This window comes from Azospirillum terrae, from assembly GCF_053470425.1.
Genome location: NZ_JBPXMR010000029.1, coordinates 1 through 18,193 on the forward strand (window position 1 = coordinate 1; position 18,193 = coordinate 18,193).

Annotated in this window: 4 protein-coding genes; all 4 read right to left on the reverse strand. The window is 69.2% G+C overall.

The features are described 5' to 3' along the window. Positions 1-511: 511 nt before the first annotated feature. On the reverse strand, positions 512-1,960 hold the full coding sequence (locus tag ACSVDD_RS29325; RefSeq protein ID WP_448192960.1) for a radical SAM/SPASM domain-containing protein: 1,449 nt from the start codon (positions 1,958-1,960) through the stop codon (positions 512-514). A gap of 82 nt (positions 1,961-2,042) precedes the next feature. Then, complete coding sequence (locus tag ACSVDD_RS29330; RefSeq protein WP_448192961.1) at positions 2,043-10,784, reverse strand: tetratricopeptide repeat protein; 8,742 nt, start codon at positions 10,782-10,784, stop codon at positions 2,043-2,045. A gap of 261 nt (positions 10,785-11,045) precedes the next feature. Beyond that, on the reverse strand, positions 11,046-16,793 hold the full coding sequence (locus tag ACSVDD_RS29335; protein WP_448192963.1) for an SBBP repeat-containing protein: 5,748 nt from the start codon (positions 16,791-16,793) through the stop codon (positions 11,046-11,048). 311 nt (positions 16,794-17,104) lie between these two features. Next, complete coding sequence (locus ACSVDD_RS29340; protein ID WP_448192962.1) at positions 17,105-17,818, reverse strand: IS6 family transposase; 714 nt, start codon at positions 17,816-17,818, stop codon at positions 17,105-17,107. Positions 17,819-18,193: the final 375 nt, after the last annotated feature.

Below are 18,193 nucleotides of genomic sequence, written 5' to 3' on the forward strand. Positions count from 1 at the left end.
CGCTATTGTGGTGACGCACGGTGTTGACTCCGTTTTCGTGTCCGGGAGACGCGCCAACGTCTGGACACGAGTAGAATCAATGCCCTGCGCCTCGTCCACAAAACTTAACCGGACAGCCGTGTCGGGCACGAGAGAAGGACAGCCGCCGATAGCCCAACCGCACGACCTGACGGTCCTTGCGCTTCAGGACGCATCGCCACGCTTCCGAGCGCTTCGCCCGTCTATAACGTTCAAGATACCGCTCAAAACGACAAAGCCCCGCACGAGGGCGGGGCTAAGTCGTTGATCCGGATGGCGTCCTATAAGTGATGAAACTGAGAACTGGGAGGTAGCGGTTCCCCTACCCTCCAGCCGTTGATGCGGCATGCCGCAGGTTCAAATTTCAGGCGCGCCTGCCGAGGAGGTGTGGGGCAGATCGGCTTCCACGCCCCCGTGAACCGAAAGGGGCGCTTCTTCGGAGTCGCGGCAAGAACGACCGCCGCCGTGTGGAGGACTCAACGCCAAGCTTCGATCACGTGTGCAAAACATTCCGGTCACGCTCCCCTGCGATCGTCGATGAGCAAGGCCCAAAACAGGAAAGGTTCCCAGTATCCACGATTGGATGGAGAAACATCGGGGCAGCGAGAGCGGCAAGGAACTGAGTGTAGTTTGGGTGACTTTTCGATCCAACGAACTTATCAGCAAACTCACTGCCGGAAAAAGTCCACCAATTGCGGATCATGTTGAAACGAACCGAATCCACACCAAGCTCGACACCAAGACACACAAAGTCCAGCATCTCATTTACGTTGTCTTCCTGAACAACGAAATCCAGCCCGATGAACTCAATCCCGCGTGCCTGCCGGTTTTGCACGATGGCGCGGATGTTTCGTTTGGCACGTTCGAAATCACCATCCCGGCGCACCTTCTTGTAGGTCTCCGCCTTGGCCGCGTCCAAGGACACCCAGATCCGCCGGACCTTTCCGTTCAGCGACAGGTCATCCCAGGCGCGGTCGTCGAAGAGGACGCCGTTGGTCTGAATGTCGATCCGGAGGCCGTCCATGGCGCTGAGGTGCTTGAGGAGCTGGCGGTAATGGCGGCTTGAGAACGGATCGCCCGAACCGGTGATGTTGACCGTCTCCGCCGTAGGGATGAGTGGCGCCACGGCTGTCTCGTAATACGCGCCGAAGGATTCCTGCTGCGGTTTCCCGGCCGCGAAGATCCGCGTGCGGCAGGACGGACACGACAGGTTGCAGGACGGGTCATAACACAGGTTGAGAGCGGTGGGCGGCGGCATGACCAGCGCGTATTGGTCAAGGTCCACCTCCTCCCGGCGGGGCAGGGATTTCTTGGCGATCCAGGGGCAGTGCACCCGGCTGCAATACCGGAAACTGCCGTCCAGGATGGACCGCCGAAGTTCCTGCGCGACGGCCCCGTTCCACACCTCCTCCGGTTTCGAAGGCGCCGAGCCGATGGCGACCGGCAGCCAGGAGCCGCAGCAGACCTTGGTCGTGTCGGCGGTGAACTCCATCCATTTGAAAGGCCGGTCGCAGAAGCGCCCCCGCAGATCCTCGTCGATGGCCGCCAGACTGGAATCGGACGCCTCCTCGTCCCGGCTGCGCAGCCAGAGTTCCTGGGCGTACAGATCGATGTGCATGTCGAGCGTGGCGGCCTCCGCGAGCGGAAGCGCCAGATCCCGCCGCCCCTCCTCCAGCGCGACGTGGCACGCCGCCGCTTTGAAAAGCCAGTCGTCGCACGTCCCGGCCGTCGCCAGCAGCAGGTCCAGAGCGCTGCCGGAGCGATCCTCCATCATCCCCCGCGCGATCCTGGCGAGTTTGAGGACGATGGGTTTGCAGGACGACCAGATGGACGGAAAGCGGCCGGCCTGCTTCTCCCGTGCGATCAGGGCGGTCGCCGCATTCAGGAATGCGGACACCGCAAGGGCGTCCGTTCGAGGCCCGGAATCCATCGTCTCCGCCATCGTCAGACTCTCCCGCGGCAATCGGCCGTTCCCGTCATTCCGTCCACCAGAAGGATCTTGCTGGAAATCGATCCTCATGGCCTCACCCCAGCCCCTGGGAGGTGCCGTCGCGGTACACGGGCACCTCGCAGGCGACGGCGATGCCGGCACCGGTCGTGCGCCGCAGCGTGTCGCAGAAATGGATGTGCTCGCACAACTCCAGGCCATGCTGCACGCTGGTCCGCCACCGCACGCGCGGATCGCGGAGCGCGCTTCCCTTCACGAGCGCCAAGCCGCCGAACGCGCTCTGCACGCTCAGCAGCGGCGGCCGCGCGATCCGCGCACCGGCTTCGACCCGCCCGGCGCAGCGCGCGCAGTCCTCGAAGATGCAATGCGGCCAGTGCAGGCGGCCGCTCTGGGTCACGAAGGCGGCGGTGTCGTAATAGTGGTTCTCCGTCGCCCAGCGTCCGTTCGCCGGGACCACGTCCAGCCCGTGGGCGCACAGCATCGCGACGTTGTTCCGCGTCGGCGCCAGCGCGAAGAGGTCGGCCAGCACCCGCTCGTCGAAATAGATGTCCGCGTCGAGCAGGAGCGCATAGTCGCCGCCGACCGGGCGGACGGCGCCGATCATCTGGTTGCGCAGCCGCGCCAGCCGCTCCATCCGAGGCAGCGCGTCCAGCGCCGGCGTGTCGGCGGGTGTGACCAGCCGCCCCTCCCGGCCGCCCAGGAACGCGCGCAGCCGATGGTTCGTATCGTCCCTGGACCCGTTCTCCAGGAACACGTAGTCGAACGCGCAGTCGTAGCTCGCCTCCAGCGCGCCGAGGGCCGGCAGAAGATGGCGCAGGTAACGCTCCGAATCCCGGCACATCAGCAACACCGACAGACGGTCTACATCGACGCCGGAGTCCCGCAGCTTGACGCGCGACCGCCCGATGCGCGGAGCCCGCGGCGAAAGCGCGCGCGCCTGGTCTCCGCGGGCGTCTCCACGGGCAAGGGCTGCCAATTCTTCGGCGACCCGCTCGACGACCGGCCCCCACGCGCCGGGGCGGGTTTGCCCGAACAGCCGCATCGTCGGATACCAGGGCGTGTCCTCGCGGCCCGTCAACCAGCGCCAGCACCCGTCGAAGCGCGACAGCACCCACACCGGCTTGCCCAGCGCACCGGCAAGGTGGCACACCGACGTGTCCACGGAGATCACCAGATCCAGCGCTTCGATCAGCGCCGCGGTGTCGGCGAAGTCGCCCACCTCGTCCATGACGTCGACAAGCTCCAGCCCGAGCGGCAGCGCCTTGAGCTGTTCGGCCGGCTCGCCCTTCTGGAGGCTGTAGAAGGTCACCCGGTCCCGCGCTGCGGCCAGGGGGGCGAACGCCTCCAGCGTCAGGCTGCGGCGGCGGTCGGTGGCGTTGGCGCGTGGCGTGTGGCGCCGCGGGTCGCCAGACCAGACCAGCCCGACCTTGAGCCGCCGCTCCCCACTGAGGCGCGCGCGCCAAGCCGCCACCGCGGCCGGGTCGGCCTTCAGGTAGGGAACCTCTCCAGGCACCGTGTCCACCGTCGTTCCCAGCGCAAACGGCAGGCTGAGCAATGGGCAATGCAGGTCGAAACCGGCGGGGATCGGCTCGTTCAGCTCGTACACCGCATCCACGCCGGGCATGCCCGCGACCAGACGCTTCAGCGCCGCCTGCACGGCCAGGATCACCCGCCCGCCGCGCGCGGCGACCAGCGGGGCATACCGCACGAACTGCAACGTGTCACCGTGCCCCTGCTCGGCGTGCAGCAGCACGGTCCGCCCCGAAAGGGGCTCACCCTTCCATTGCGGGCAGGTCAGCCTGGGCGAGGGCAGTTGCCCGGTGCGCCAGCGCCATTCGTATTCGGGCCACCCCTCGTCCCACCGCCCGTCCTTCAGCAGGGCGAGCGACAGGTTGAAGCGGGCGTCGGCGTTCTCGGGGGCATGCTCCAGCACCCGCCGGAACGTCGCCTGCGCCTCGCCCAGGCGGCAGGTGTCGAGTTGGACGATGCCCAGGTTGTTGCGGGCGGCGGCATGGCCGGAGTGCAGCGCCAGCGCACGGCGGCAGGCGGTCTCGGCGACCGCGTAGTCTTCGGCGCCGCGGGCCTCGGCACGCCGGACATAGCCGAGGTTGGCGTAGCCGTCCGGGTGGTCGGGCTTGAGCGCCACGGCCCGCTCATAGTGGCCGATGGCCTCCTGCGCCTCCCCGATCTCCCACAGCGCGCTCGCCAGATTGTTCCAGGGATCGGGGTAACCGGGCTGCAACGCGATGGCCCGGCGGTAGGAGGTCTTCGCCTCCCCAAAGCGGCGGCGGCCGACCGAGCCGCTGCCGAGGTTGTTGAACACCTCCGCGAAATCGGGCTGAAGCGCCAGCGCCCTCCGGTGGAACGCGGCGGCCTCCTCGTTTCGCTGGCGCTTCAGGGCGAGGTCGCCCAGCCCCCGCCAGAGTTCCGCGTTGTCGGGGCGCAGGCGCACGGCGCGGCGGAAGGCCGCGGCGCCATCGGCCAGGGCGCCGAGGCCACGCAGCGTCCGACCCAAATGGTCGTGGGCCTCCGCATGGTCCGGTTCGAGCGCCAGGACGCGGCGGTAAGCGTCGGCCGCAGCGGCCAGATGCCCCTGGTCGAACAGGGCATGCGCGCCGGCGAGCCGCGGGGCCGCGTGCCCCGGCAGCAGGCGGATGGCCCACCCGGCAAGCCGGCAACTGTCCGCCGGACGCCCGCGCAGACGCTGCAGATTGGCCGAATTCAGGAGGGCTTCGGCATAGGCGGGATGAAGCGCCAGAGCCCGGCGGCAATCGGCTACCGCCCCGTCGGCGTCACCGCGAGCCCGCCGAAGCTCGGCCTGCGAGTTGTGGACGATGGCCGAAGCGGCGTTGACGCGCAACGCCTCGGCGAACAGCCGCCCGGCGTCGTCAAGCTGCTCCCGAGCAAGGGCGACCAGCCCCAGCAGGTGCAGCGCATCCTCGGACCGGGGCGCTGTCTCCAGAACGGTGCGGTACGCTTCGGCGGCAGCGGACAGGTTCCCGGCCTTGTGATGGGCGATACCACGCGCCAGGGCGGCATCCACACCGTCCTTCTCCCCGGCAGCGCCCTGACCGGGAGCCAGCGCACGCAACGATGCCGCCACCCGCCGGACGACCGGAGCCCAGGAATCCGGCTCATCCTGGAAGAACAGGCGCAGGGTGGGATACCAGGGACTGTCCTCCCGGTCCGCCAGCCAGCGCGAACTGGCGTCGAAGCGCGGCAGCATCCACACCGGCTTGCCCAAGCCTCCCGCCAGGTGGGCGATCGCGGCGGCGGCGGTGATGACCAGATCCAGCGTGGCGACCAGCGCGGCGGCGGCGGCGAAATCCGTCACCGGATCCATCGGATCGTGGATGGAGCCGGCGATACCGGCCAATTCCCCTCGCCGCCCGCCGAACTGCAAGCTGACGAACATGGCGCCCTCCACCGCGAGCAGCGGCGCTATGTGAGCCGGGCGCAAGCGCTGGTGATGGTCGATGGCGTGCGCCATCGGCTGGTGATGGCGTGCGCCCCCCGACCATGCGAGCCCGACCCGTAGCCGCCCGTGCGCCGGCGGCAGGCGCCCGGCCCAACGCGCGACGGCGGCGGGATCGGCGTGCAGATAGGGAACGCCGGCCGGGATGCTATCCAGCGTGGTGCCGAACAGCCGAGGCAGGCTCATCAGCGGGCAATGCACGTCGAAGGGCGGGATGGCGTCACCCGGTGCGTACACCCCGGCCACGCCGGGCAGACCGGCAACCAGCCGCTTGAGCGCCGGCTGCACCAGCAGCAGCACGCGCCCGCCGCGCTGCGCCACCAGAGGCGCGTAGCGCACGAACTGCACGGTGTCGCCAAGACCCTGCTCGAAATGAAGCAGGATGGTGCGGCCGGCCAGATCCTCGCCCTGCCAGAGCGGCCCGCGCAGAAGCTGCCTCACCGGCTCCCAGCGGTCCTCGGCCGGGATCCACGGCTGATCGAGATCCTCCGCCTCAAGGTAGATTTGATCCAGGTCGTAGCTTGCGCCCGCATGGCTGGGCCGTGCCGCCAGGGCGGTGCGGAAGGTCGCCACCGCCTGCGTCAGCCGCGCCCGGTCCACGTGAGCGGTCGCGTTCCCCGGCGCCAGCACGAGCGCCCGGCGGCGGGAGAGTTCGGCGGCGGCGAACCGGCTGGCGGTCCACTGGGCGCCGTCCAGCAGGTTCAACACCTCCGCCCGTCCCGGTTCGATCACCGCCGCCGCCTGCTGGCAAGCCAGCGCCGCGTCGAAGCGGCCGAAGTCGCGCTGAACCAGAGCCATGTTGCACCAGTACACCGAACGGTCCGGGCAAAGCCGCAGCGCCCGGCCGATCCACGCTTCCGCCACTGTGCGCTGCCCCACCTGGAGCCCAGCCACGCCGAGCAGGTGAAGGGCATCGGCATGCCGCGGATCGACCGCCAACACCCGGCGCAGCAGCGTCGCAGACTGCGTGGCCTGACGGGCGTTCAGCCGCTCGAAGGCCTGCTCGAACAGCGCCTCGACGGGAGGCGCCACCTGCCGGCGCAGCGTCGAGGCGGCGGCGTCGATGACCGGCCCCCATGCGCCCGGCGCGCCTTGCCGGAACAGGCGCATGGTCGGGTACCACGGGCTGTCGTCGCGCTTCGTCAGCCAGCGCCAGCACCCGTCGAAGCGCGACAGCACCCACACCGGCTTGCCCAGCGCCCCGACCAGATGGCACATCGAGGTGTCGACGGTGATGACCAGATCCAGCGTGGCGACCAGCGCCGCGGTGTCGGCGAAGTCGCTCACCTCCCCCATGGGATCGTGGATCGGACCGGGGGCATTGGTCAGCTCGGCCCGCCGCTCGCCGAACTGCAGGCTGACGAAGGTGACGCCCTCCACCGCGAACAGCGGCGCCAGCTGGTCGACGCTCAGGCTGCGGCGGCGGTCGGTGGCGTGCGCCAACGGCTGATGCGGCCGCGCATCCCCCGCCCACACCAGCCCGACGCGCAGGCGACCATCGGCTGGCGGCAGGCGCCCGGCCCAGCGCGCGACGGCGGCGGGATCGGCGTGCAGATAGGGAACGCCAGCCGGGATGCTGCCCAGCGTGGTGCCGAAGAGCCGCGGCAGGCTCATCAGCGGGCAATGCACGTCGAAGGGCGGGATGGCGTCACCCGGTGCGTAGACGCCAGCCACGCCGGGCAGACCGGCGGCCAGCCGCTTGAGCGCCGGCTGCACCAGCAGCAGCACGCGCCCGCCGCGCTGCGCCACCAGAGGCGCGTAGCGCACGAACTGCAAGGTGTCGCCAAGCCCCTGCTCGAAATGAAGCAGGATGGTGCGGCCGTCCAGATCCTCGCCCTGCCACTGCGGCCCGCGGAAAGGATGTCGCGACTGCTGCCCGGTTTCCCAGCGCGTCTCGAACAGGTCCCATCCCCGCTTGAGATCGCCCGCCTTCAGATAGGCCAGGGAAAGGCCGTAGCGGGCGCTCACGTGGCTGGGCCAGACCGCCAGGGCGGTGCGGAAGGTTGTCACCGCCTGGGCCAGACGCCCCTGGGCAAAGTGGGTCGCGGCGAGGTTGGCGCGGGCATCAGCGTTTCCGGGCGCCAGCACGAGCGCCCGGCGGCAGGAAGCCTCGGCGGCGGCGAACCGGCCGGCGGTCCACTGGGCGCCGCCCAGCAGGTTCAACACCTCCGCCCGTCCCGGTTCGATCACCGCCACCGTCTGATGGCAGGCCAACGCCGTATCGAAGCGGCCGAGGTCGCGCTGAACCACGGCCATGTTGTACCAGTACACCGAACGGTCCGGGCAGAGCCGCAGCGCCCGGCCGATCCACGCTTCCGCCACTGTGCGCTGCCCCACCTGGAGCGCGGCCACGCCGAGCAGGTGAAGGGCGTCGGCGTGCCGCGGATCGACCGCCAACACCCGGCGCAGCAGCGTCGCAGACTGCGTGGCCTGACGGGCGTTCAGCCGCTCGAAGGCCTGCTCGAACAGCGTCTCGACGGGAGGCGCCACCTGCCGGCGCAGCGTCGAGGCGACGGCGTCGATGACCGGCCCCCATGCGCCCGGCGCGCCTTGCCGGAACAGGCGCAAGGTCGGGTACCACGGGCTGTCGTCGCGCTCCGTCAGCCAGCGCCAGCACCCGTCGAAGCGCGACAGCACCCACACCGGCTTGCCCAGCGCCCCGACAAGGTGACACATCGAGGTGTCGACGGTGATGACCAGATCCAGCGTGGCGACCAGCGCCGCGGTGTCGGCGAAATCGCTCACCTCCCCCATGGGATCGTGGATGGGACCGGGGGCATTGGTCAGCTCGGCCCGCCGCTCGCCGAACTGCAAGCTGACGAAGGTGACGCCCTCCACCGCGAACAGCGGCGCCAGCTGGTCGAGGCTCAGGCTGCGGCGGCGATCGATGGCGTTGGCGCCCGCCATGTGCGGTCGTGGATCGCCCGCCCACACCAGCCCGACGCGGAGTTTCCCCTGCGCCGGCGGCAGGCGCCCGGCCCAACGCGCGACGGCGGCGGGATCGGCGTGCAGATAGGGAACGCCGGCCGGGATGCTATCCAGCGTGGTGCCGAACAGCCGAGGCAGGCTCATCAGCGGGCAATGCACGTCGAAGGGCGGGATGGCGTCACCCGGTGCGTACACCCCGGCCACGCCGGGCAGACCGGCGGCCAGCCGCTTGAGCGCCGGCTGCACCAGCAGCAGCACGCGCCCGCCGCGCTGCGCCACCAGAGGCGCGTAGCGCACGAACTGCAAGGTGTCGCCGTGCCCCTGTTCGGCGTGCAGCAGGATGGTGCGGCCGGTCAGATCCTCGCCCTGCCAGAGCGGCTGCGGACAGGTCAGTGGCGGGATCTGCCCGGTCTCCCAGCGCGCTTCGTAAAAATCCCAGCCCCGTTTCAGATCGCCGGCCTTCAGCCGTGCCAGCGCCATGCCGAAGCGTGCGTTGACGTGGCGGGGCGCGCGGGCCAGCACGGACGCATAGCATTCGGTCGCCGCGTCCATCCAGCCCTGGCAATTGAAGACGTTGCCAAGGTTGGTCAGCGCCTCGGGATGGTCGGGAGCCAGCGTCAGGGCGCGGCGATAGACACCCTCGGCCGCGGCGAAGCTCCCTTCCGCCCAAAGGATGTTGCCGAGCATGTTGTACACCTCGGCGTCCCCCGGCCCGAGCGCCAGGGCGCGCCGGTAGGCCCCGGCGGGCGACCGCCCGAGCGCGCGCAGCGTCCCCGCGAGGTTGAGCCAGACCACCGGAACGTCCGGATGCAGCCGCAGGGCGTACCGGAGCAGGGGCAGGCCCCGCTCAGGGTGTCCCTCCTGACGGCGCAGGACGCCCAGCAGGTGGAGGGCCTCACCATGGGCGGGATCGAGCGCAAGGGCGTGCTCGTAACACCGTTCCGCCTCGGCGAGGCGGTTTGCGGACTGGTGCTCGAAGCCGCGGTCGAAGGCCTGTTTGGCAGAATGCGGTCCGGTTTGGGGCTTGCGCTCTTCTTGGGAAAGCCGTCCCAGCGCCGCGGCGGCGGCGGAGATCACCGGCTCCCATGCGCCGGTCCGCGGCTGACGGAACAGGCGCATGGTCGGGTACCAGGGGCTGTCCTCCCGGCCGAGCTGCCAGCGCCAATCGGGGGAATGGGGCAGCAGCACCCAGACCGGAACGCCGAGAGCACCGGCGAGATGGGCGGGGGACGTGTCGGCGCTGATCACCAGATCGAGCGCCTGCATCGCCGCCGCAGTGTCGGCGAAGTCATCCAGGTCCGGCGCCAGATCGGTGACCGTTCCCGGCGGGAGCGCCGCCAGGGCCTCCGCCGCCGGTCCCTTTTGCAGACTGAACCACGACACGCCGGGTGTCGCCAGCAGCGGGGCCAGCGCCTCCAGCGCGAGCGAGCGGGCCGCGTCGTTGGCGTGTTCCGGCCGCCCTGCCCACACCAGCCCGACGCGCAGCCCCCGCGCCCCGGCCAGACGCTCCCGCCACCGGGCCGCCGCGCCGGCCGGCGGTTCGAGGTAGGGAACGCAGGGCGGAAGCTGCTGCGGATCACCGCCCAGCCGGTGCGGCAGGCTGAGCAAGGGGACATGCAGGTCGAAGTCCGGCTGGCTGTCGCCGCGCACCGTGACGCGCTCCACCCCGGACAGGCTGCCCATCAGCCGCAGCAACGGCCGATGGCTGCCCAAGAGCTGGAAGACGACGGTCGCACCGCGTTCCGCCAGCAGCGGCAGATAGCGGGCGAACTGGAGCGTATCTCCGAGCCCCTGCTCGCTGTGGACCAGGATCGTCCGGCCTTCGAGCGGCTGCCCGGTCCAAAAGGGCTGGTGGAATCGGTGGCGCTCGGTCGGGAAGCTCGGCACCTGCCAGCGCCACTCGTACTCCGCCCATCCCTCCTTGAACCGGCCGAGCAGCAGCAGGGCGTGGGCGTGGGCCTCGTGCGCCTCGGCAAAGTCCGGCCGGCAGGCGACGGCCCGCGCATACAGGGCCGTACCACCCTCCACGTCCCCCTGGGAGCGAAACAGGTTGGCGCAGCCGAACATCGCCTCGGCCAGCGCCGGGTCGCAGGCCAGCGCGCGTTGGAAGCTGCGCCGGGCGGCCTGGGGATCCTCGGCCTTCAGCAGGGTGGCGAGGTTCGCCCAATTGGCCGCGTCGGTCGGGTCGAGGCGGAGAGCGCGCTGCAAAAGCTGGCGGGCGGGTGACCGCAGGCCGCTTCCCAGCCGGGCGAGGCCGAGCAGGCCGAGCGCGTCGGCGTTGGCCGGGGCAATGGCGAGAAGCCGGGTCAGCTCACGGGCGGCGTGCGCGTGCGCCCCGGTCCGCCAGTGCTCCACCGCCCGATGCCAGCCGGCGGCGTCCGGCCCGGCCGGCGGCGCGGCGTGTCCCGTTCTCACCGATGTGGCCTCCCGGCGATGCACCGAGCGGGAATCGCGCGCTGTCCTGTGGTGCATCGCGTGCGGAATCCGGCATTGGTTCGATGGAACGGCATGATAAACCGTCAGATAGCATGAGACCGTGCGTGCGGACGAGGTGCGATGACTGTCTGGCTTTGAGACTTTTGCTGGGCATGACCTGCGCGGCGGTGACGTCCACAGGCACCGGCGCGATGCGTTACTACGTTATTCCCCTCATGATTGCATAAGGATGTCACCGGGTCAGCGCCCGGTGACCGTCACGAACCACCCGCTGTTTACGTCGCTCGCACGCACACCCGTGAGCGTCACGCGGTCCTGTTCGCTGAAGGCGATCACAGCGTCCCCGGCGTCGTTTGCACTCACCGTGTACGACGCCAACCCGTCCGCCAGACCGATACGGTCGCCTTCCGCGGCACTGAAATCGCGGATGACGTCCATGCCGTCGCCAAGCCGGAATACGAAGGTATCCGCGCCGGCACCGCCGCTCAGCGTGTCGTTGCCGATGTCTCCGAACAGGCGGTCATCCCCGTCGTCGCCGTAGGCGAGGTCATCGCCCCGGCCGTTAAACAGCGTGTCGCTGCCCAGGCCGCCGAACAGGGTGTCGGCCCCGCTGTTGCCGAGCAGCACGTCGTTCCCGGAATTGCCCAGCAACAGGTCGTCTCCATCGTCTCCTTCCAGGAAGTCGGCGTCGTCGTTGCCGTACAGCGTGTCGGAGTCCCGCCCCCCGAACAGGCGGTCGTCGCCGCGCCCGCCGAACAGCGTGTCGGCCCCCCGGTTCCCGAGCAGCACGTCCGCCCCGGTGTTGCCGAGCAGCACGTCGTTGCCCTCGCCGCCGGTGCAGGTGTCGTCGTCTCCGCCGCCGCGCACCGTGTCGTTGCCGTCGTCGCCGTACAGCACGTCGTTGCCTGCTTCGGACCCGACATAGTCGTTGCCGCCACCGCCGCGCAGCGTGTCGTCGTCGGCGCCCAGCACGATGTACTGGTCCTCGCTGTCGCCCACCACCACCTGCGAGCCGTCGCCGCCGGTCACCCGGACGGCGCCGATCACGGCGGCAAACTCCACGTTGCGGAGTTCGACGGAGGTCCCTCTCGGCAGGTTGCGCCCGTCGATGACCACGGCTTCCTGCTGGAGGCTCGTGCTTGCGTTGCCCCCGACCGACGGAGCGCTCGTCTGGCCGGTGATGATGATCGGCAGGTCGGGCCGTGCGCTGGTGTCCGCCACGAAGGGCGTGATCGTGCGCACCGTCAGCGTCGCGTTCCGGGGCAGCGCGCCCAGGAACCCGCCGCCGACGCCGGTCATGGCGTTCATGTCGTCGGGCTTGCCCTCAGTGCGGCCCTGGATGGCCTGAAGCAGCCCCGCCGTGCCGGTGGTCTGGGTCGAGGTGACGGCCTCGATCTGCAATCCCACGCCGACCGGCAGGTGGGCTTCGAGCAGCACTTCGCCGGTTCCCGACGCCTTCACCAGGGGAATGTCGGCGTTCGTGGTGGTGGCGTCTTCGTCCCGGCGCGTGCTGGACACGACGGGCACGGTCAAGGTCTGCGTGACCGTGCCGTCCGATCGGGTCTGCTTGACTTCCTCGACGGTGATGCCGTCCAACGTCTGCGTGGTGGTCGTGGACGAACCCGACGAACCGGAATCGCCGCCGCTGTCCGTGGAAGTCGTCGTCGTTGCCGCCGCGGTGGTGAAGGTGTAGGCGCTGCTGCCGCTCAGGCCGGCGTAGCTGTTGCCGGCGGCGTCGGTGATGACGCCGGAGGCGATCTCCACATAGTACGCGGTCGAACTGTCGAGGTTCGCGGTCGGATCGACGGTGACCTGGCTGTTCGACACGGTGCTCCCGCCGCCGAACGCCACCGATTCCGCCAACTGGCCGCCGCTGACCCGCCGGATGTCGACCGAGCCGCTGCCCAGCACGGTTTCCGAGAAGGTCAGGACCAGATTGCTCCCCACCGCCACGCCCGTGCCGCCGTTCGTGGGCGAGCGGGACACCAGGGTCGGCACGACGGTGTCGATGGTCACGGTCAACGCGCCCGATGCCGTCGACGTGTTGCCGGCCGTGTCGCTGATCTGCGCGGTCAGCGTGTGCGCCCCGTCGCTCAGCGACGAGGACGTGATGGTCCACGCCCCGGCCCCCGCCGCGCTGGCCGTGCCCACCGCGGTGCCGCCGTCGTACAGCACGACCGTCCCGGCCTCTCCCACCGTGCCGGTGAACGCCGGGCTGGTGGTGCGGGTCAGGTTGTCGCCGGTGGTCCCGGTGTCGGAACCGCTGGAGAGCACCAGCCCCGTGGGCGCGCTCGCCGCCGCGTCGATGGTCACCGTCAGCGAGGACGAGGCGGAGGAGGTGGCGGTGCCGTTGACGGCCTTCGCCGTCAGGGTGTGGGCGCCGTCGCTCAGCGAGGCGCTGGTGATCGTCCAGCGGCCCAGAACGTCCGCGGTGGCGGTGCCCAGCGCGGTGGTGCCGTTGCTGTCGTAGAGCACGACGCCGGCCGCTGCGCCGGCCGTGCCGGAAATGCCCGGCGAGGTGATCTTGGTGATCGTGTCGGAGGTCGAGCCGCTGTTCGACCCGCTCTCCAGCCCCAGCCCGCCCGGCGCCGAAGGCGAGGTGAAGACGGAGAGCAGGGCGCCGCTGGACGACAGCCGCAGCACGAACAGGTCGCTGCCTCCGGCGCTGGTCAGGCTGGCCGTGCCGGCGCCGGAGTCCAGGACGGCCGTGCCTTGGAACGCTCCGGTGACGTAAGCGGTGCCCGAACCGTCCACCGCGATGCTGGAACGCTGGCTGGTGGAGGCGTTGCTCAGGCGGTGGGCCCAGACATAGCCGCCGGTGCTGTCGTACTTAGCGACGAACACGTCGTCGCTGCCGGCGCTGGTCAGGTTGGCGACGCCGGCGCCGGGGTCGAAATCCACCGTGCCCGAGAAATAGCCGGTGACGTAGCTGTTGCCCGAGCTGTCCACCGCCAAATCGTTGCCCTGGTCGGCGGACGCATCGCCCAGGCTCCTGGCCCAGAGATAGCCGCCGGTGCTGTCGTACTTGGCGATGAAGACGTCCTGCCCGCCGGAGACGCTGGTCAGGTTGGTGACGCCGGTGCCGGGGTCGAAGTCCACCGTGCCGGTAAAATAGCCCGTGACGTAGGTGTTGCCGGAGCTGTCCACCGCCACGCCGTTGGCTTGGTCGGAATACTGGCCGCCCAGGCTCCTGGCCCAGACGTAGCCGCCGGTGCTGTCGTACTTGGCGACGAACACGTCACTGCTGGAGGCGCTCGTCAGGTTGTTGACGCCGGCGCCGGGATCGAAGTCCACCGTACCGAGGAAACAGCCGGTGACGTAGGTGTTGCCGCTGCCGTCCACCGCCACGGCGTTGCCCTGGTCGGTGGACGTGCTGCCGCCCAGCGTGTTGGCCCAGAGATAGCCGCCGGTGCCGTCGTACCGCGCGACGAACAGATCGCTGCCGCCGGCGCTGGTCCGGTTGACGATGCCGGTGCCGGGATCGAAGTCCACCGTACCGTAGAAGTAACCGGTGACGGAGACGTTGCCGGAACCGTCCACCGCCACGTCGTAGGCCCGCTCCGCGGAATCGCTGCCCACGCTCCGCGCCCAGACATAGCCGCCGGTGCCGTCGTACTTGGCGATGAACAGGTCGTTGCTGCCGCTGCCGCTGGTCAGGTTGGCGGTGCCGATGCCGGGGTCGAAGTCCACCGTGCCCTGGAAGTACCCGGTGACGTAGCTGTTGCCCGAGCCATCCACCACGATGCCGGCGCCCTGATCGGTCAGGGTGCCGCCCGAAGTCTTGGCCCAGAGATAGCCGCCGGTGCTGTCGTACTTGGCGACGAACACGTCGTAGTCGCTGCCGGCGCTGGTCAGGTTCGCGGTCCCGGCGCCGGGATCGAAATCCACCGTGCCCTGGAAATAGCCGGTGACGTAGCTGTTGCCGCTGCCGTCCACCGCGATGGAGCGCCCTGCGTCGGAACTGCTGCTGCCGATACCGGACAGATAGACGTTCTTCGACGTCGCGGCGCCGATGGAGAGCACCAGCTGACCCGACGCGGTCGAGGTGTTGCCGGCCGTATCGACCGCCACCGCGCTCATGGTGCGGGCGCCGCTGCCCAGCGAGGAGGACGTGATCGTCCACGCCCCGGCGCCGGACGGGCTGGCGGTGCCCACGGCGGTGACGCCGTCGTACAGCACCACGGTCGCGGCCTCGCCCACCGTGCCGGTGAACACGGGGCTGGTGACGCTGGTGACGTTGTCGGTGGCCGAGGCGCCGTCGTCCGACGCGTCCGTCAGGTCCAGCCCGGTGGGCGCGCTCACCGCGGTGTCGATGGTCACCGTCAGCGCGGACGAGGCCGTGGACGTGGCGCTGTTGCTGACCGCCATGGCCGTCAGGGTGTGGGCGCCGTCGCTCAGCGAGGCGCTGGTGACCGTCCACTTGCCCGAACCGTCGGCGATGGCCGTGCCCAGCGCGGTGGTGCCGTTGCTGTCGTACAGCACGATCGTGGCCGCGGCGGCGGCCGTGCCGGTGATGTTCGGCGTGGTGACCTTGGTGATCGTGTCGGAGGTCGAGCCGCTGTTCGACGCGGTGGCCAGCCCCAGCCCGGTCGGCGTCACCGGTCCAACCGAGATCAGGCTTCCATCGGACGACAGCGACAGCACGAACACATCGCCGTTGCCGGCGCTGGTCAGGCTGGCCGTAGCGGTAGAGTCGAGGATGGCCGTGCCCTGGAACGTCCCGATGACGTAGCTGTTGCCCGAGCCGTCGACCGTCACCCCCAGGCCGGCGTCGGCGGACGTGCCGCCGAACTTGTGAGCCCAGAGGTAGCCGCCGGTGCTGTCGTACTTGGCGATGAACGCGTCGTCGTTGTAGCCGTTGCTGGTCAGGTTGGCGCTGCCGGTGCCGGGGTCGAAGTCCACCGTGCCCGAGAAGCTTCCGGTGACGTAGCTGTTGCCCGAGCTGTCCACCGCAACGCCGTATCCGTTGTCGATGCCCCCGCTTCCCAGGCTGTGCGCCCACAGATAGCCGCCGGTGCTGTCGTACTTGGCGATGAACGCGTCGTTGCTGCCGCCGCTGCTGGTCAGGTTGGCGCTGCCGGTGCCGGGGTCGAAGTCCGACGTGCCGTAAAAGTACCCGGTGACGTAGCTGTTGCCCGAGCCGTCCACCGCCACACGGTTGCCGTACTCGTAGCCGTTCCCTCCCAGGTCCAGAGCCCAGACATAGTTGCCGCTGCCATCGTACTTGGCGACGAACGCATCGATGGTGCCGTTGCCGCTGGTCAGATTGGCGACGCCCGTGCCGGGGTCGAAATCCACCGTGCCCTGGAAATTTCCGGTGACGTAGGTGTTGCCCGACGCATCCACCACAACGCCGCTGCCCTGGTCGCCGGACGTGCCGCCCAGGTTCTGGGCCCAGACATAGTCGCCACTGCCGTTATACTTGGCGACGAACACGTCGTTGCCGCCGATGCTGGTCAGGTTCGCGGTGCCGGTGCCGGGGTCGAAGTCCGCGGTGCCCTGGAAATACCCGGTGACGTAGCTGTTGCCCGAGCCGTCCACCGCAACGTCGACGCCATAATCGCTGGACGCCCCGCCCAGGTTCCTGGCCCAGACATAGTTGCCGCTGCCGTCGTACTTCACGATGAACGCATCGGAGGAGACGCCACTGGCGCTGGTCAGGTTGGCGACGCCCGCGCCGGGGTCGAAATCCACCGTGCCCTGGAAATTTCCGGTGACGTAAGTGTTGCCCGAACCGTCCACCGCAATGTCGGTAGCGAAGTCGTTGCTGGCGCCGCCCGCCTTCTTGGCCCAGACGTAGTTGCCGCTGCTGTCGTACTTGGCGACGAACACATCATAGGTGCCGGGGCTGCTGGTCAGGTTGGCGGTGCCGGCGCCGGGGTCGAAATCCGCCGTGCCCATGAAATAGCCGGTGACGTAGGTGTTCCCGCTGCCGTCGACGGCAACCGACTTGCCGGCCTCGCTACCAGTTCCGCCGATCCTGAACATCGCCACACCAGCCTCTATTCACCGCCCAGGCCGCCGCCCGCGCCGGGTCCGGTCCATTGGATTTTGCCTAAAGGCACAGGGAGTCGGGGCGAATGCAATACCGCCCAAGTCCGATGTGTACGGCTGTTCACATCGGCCGCTCGCCCCCGCGGAGTCCTTGCAATGGCGCCGGGGCTGTCCCAAGATCGGGGCCTTGTCCCTGTCTTCGGCTTGGTCTTTTTCGATGCGGCTCTTGCGCCGGCTGTTGCCGGCATTCTGGGTTCTGTTGCAAAGTTTGAGGGTAGACGCGGAAAGTCGCGACGCCACCACCGTCAGGCGGCAATCCCGAACAGACTGGCGATGAAGGCCGCCTGGGTGGGCATGTCGTTGGCGGGGATGGCGGCAACCTGCCCCTTGCGCACCATCGCCAGGATCTCGTAGCCGGCGATCGTCCGGCGCGCCGTGTGGAAGCTCTTGAACCCGAGCCCCGGCCGGACCAGCCGCTTGATGCGGCGGTGATCCTGTTCAACGATGTTGTTGAGATACTTCACTTGGCGCAGCTTGGCCAAGCGCCATAGTTCGCCGTTCTTCTTCATCGTCTTGGCCGCGCTCGGGTAGGCGGCATTCTTATCCACCGTGAGGGTGCGCGGGGTGACGGTATGGGCCTGCTTCAGCGCCTTGCGGAAGAAGCGCCGGGCGGCCGCGGCGTCGCGCTTGGCGCTGAGCCGGAAGTCGATCGTCTGCCCGCGGGCATCGACGGCGCTGTACAGGTACATCCACCGCCCCTTCACCTTCACATAGGTTTCATCCACCCGCCAGGAGCCGGTGGTCAGGCGCAGATGCGGGCGCAGCCGCTTGTCCAGTTCCGGCGCGTAGGCCTGGATCCAGCGGAAAAGGGTCGTGTGATCGACCGCCACACCGCGGTCGGCCAGCATCAGTTCCAGGTCGCGGTAGCTGATTGGAAACTGCAGGTACCAGCGCACCGCCCACAGGATCACCTCCGCCGTGAACTGCCGGCCCTTGAACGGGCTCTTCCCGCTGCGCATCGCCGTCTCACCCCAGCCGCCGAAAAGGGCTGGGTTTTACCCTATCCCCGCCCCGGCGCAAACGCTGCAACAGAACCCGAATCAGTGTCGAGGCAGCGGCGGATTGGCGGCGGGCACGGGAGAAGGACAGCCGGTGACGAGCCGCCCGCACGGGCTGACGGTCCTTGCGCTTCAGGGCGCATCGCCACGCTTCCAAGCGCTTCGCCCGTCTATACCGTTCAAAATACCGTTCAAAACGACGAAGCCCCGCACGAGTGTGCAACGACAATTTCGAAGTCCGGCCAGCGTCAATTACGGGTTCTTCCGCATTTTTGGTGCAAAACAGCCCTCGGTGGAATGGCTTTAGGGACGACAACTTCACGCGGCGGCCAGAAC

What these genes read in the sequence shown, in the direction of transcription:
- ACSVDD_RS29325 (WP_448192960.1), bottom strand. Translation starts at nt 1,960, where the DNA reads ATGGCGGAGACGATGGATTCCGGGCCTCGAACGGACGCCCTTGCGGTG.
- ACSVDD_RS29340 (WP_448192962.1), bottom strand. Translation starts at nt 17,818, where the DNA reads ATGCGCAGCGGGAAGAGCCCGTTCAAGGGCCGGCAGTTCACGGCGGAG.
- ACSVDD_RS29335 (WP_448192963.1), bottom strand. Translation starts at nt 16,793, where the DNA reads ATGTTCAGGATCGGCGGAACTGGTAGCGAGGCCGGCAAGTCGGTTGCC.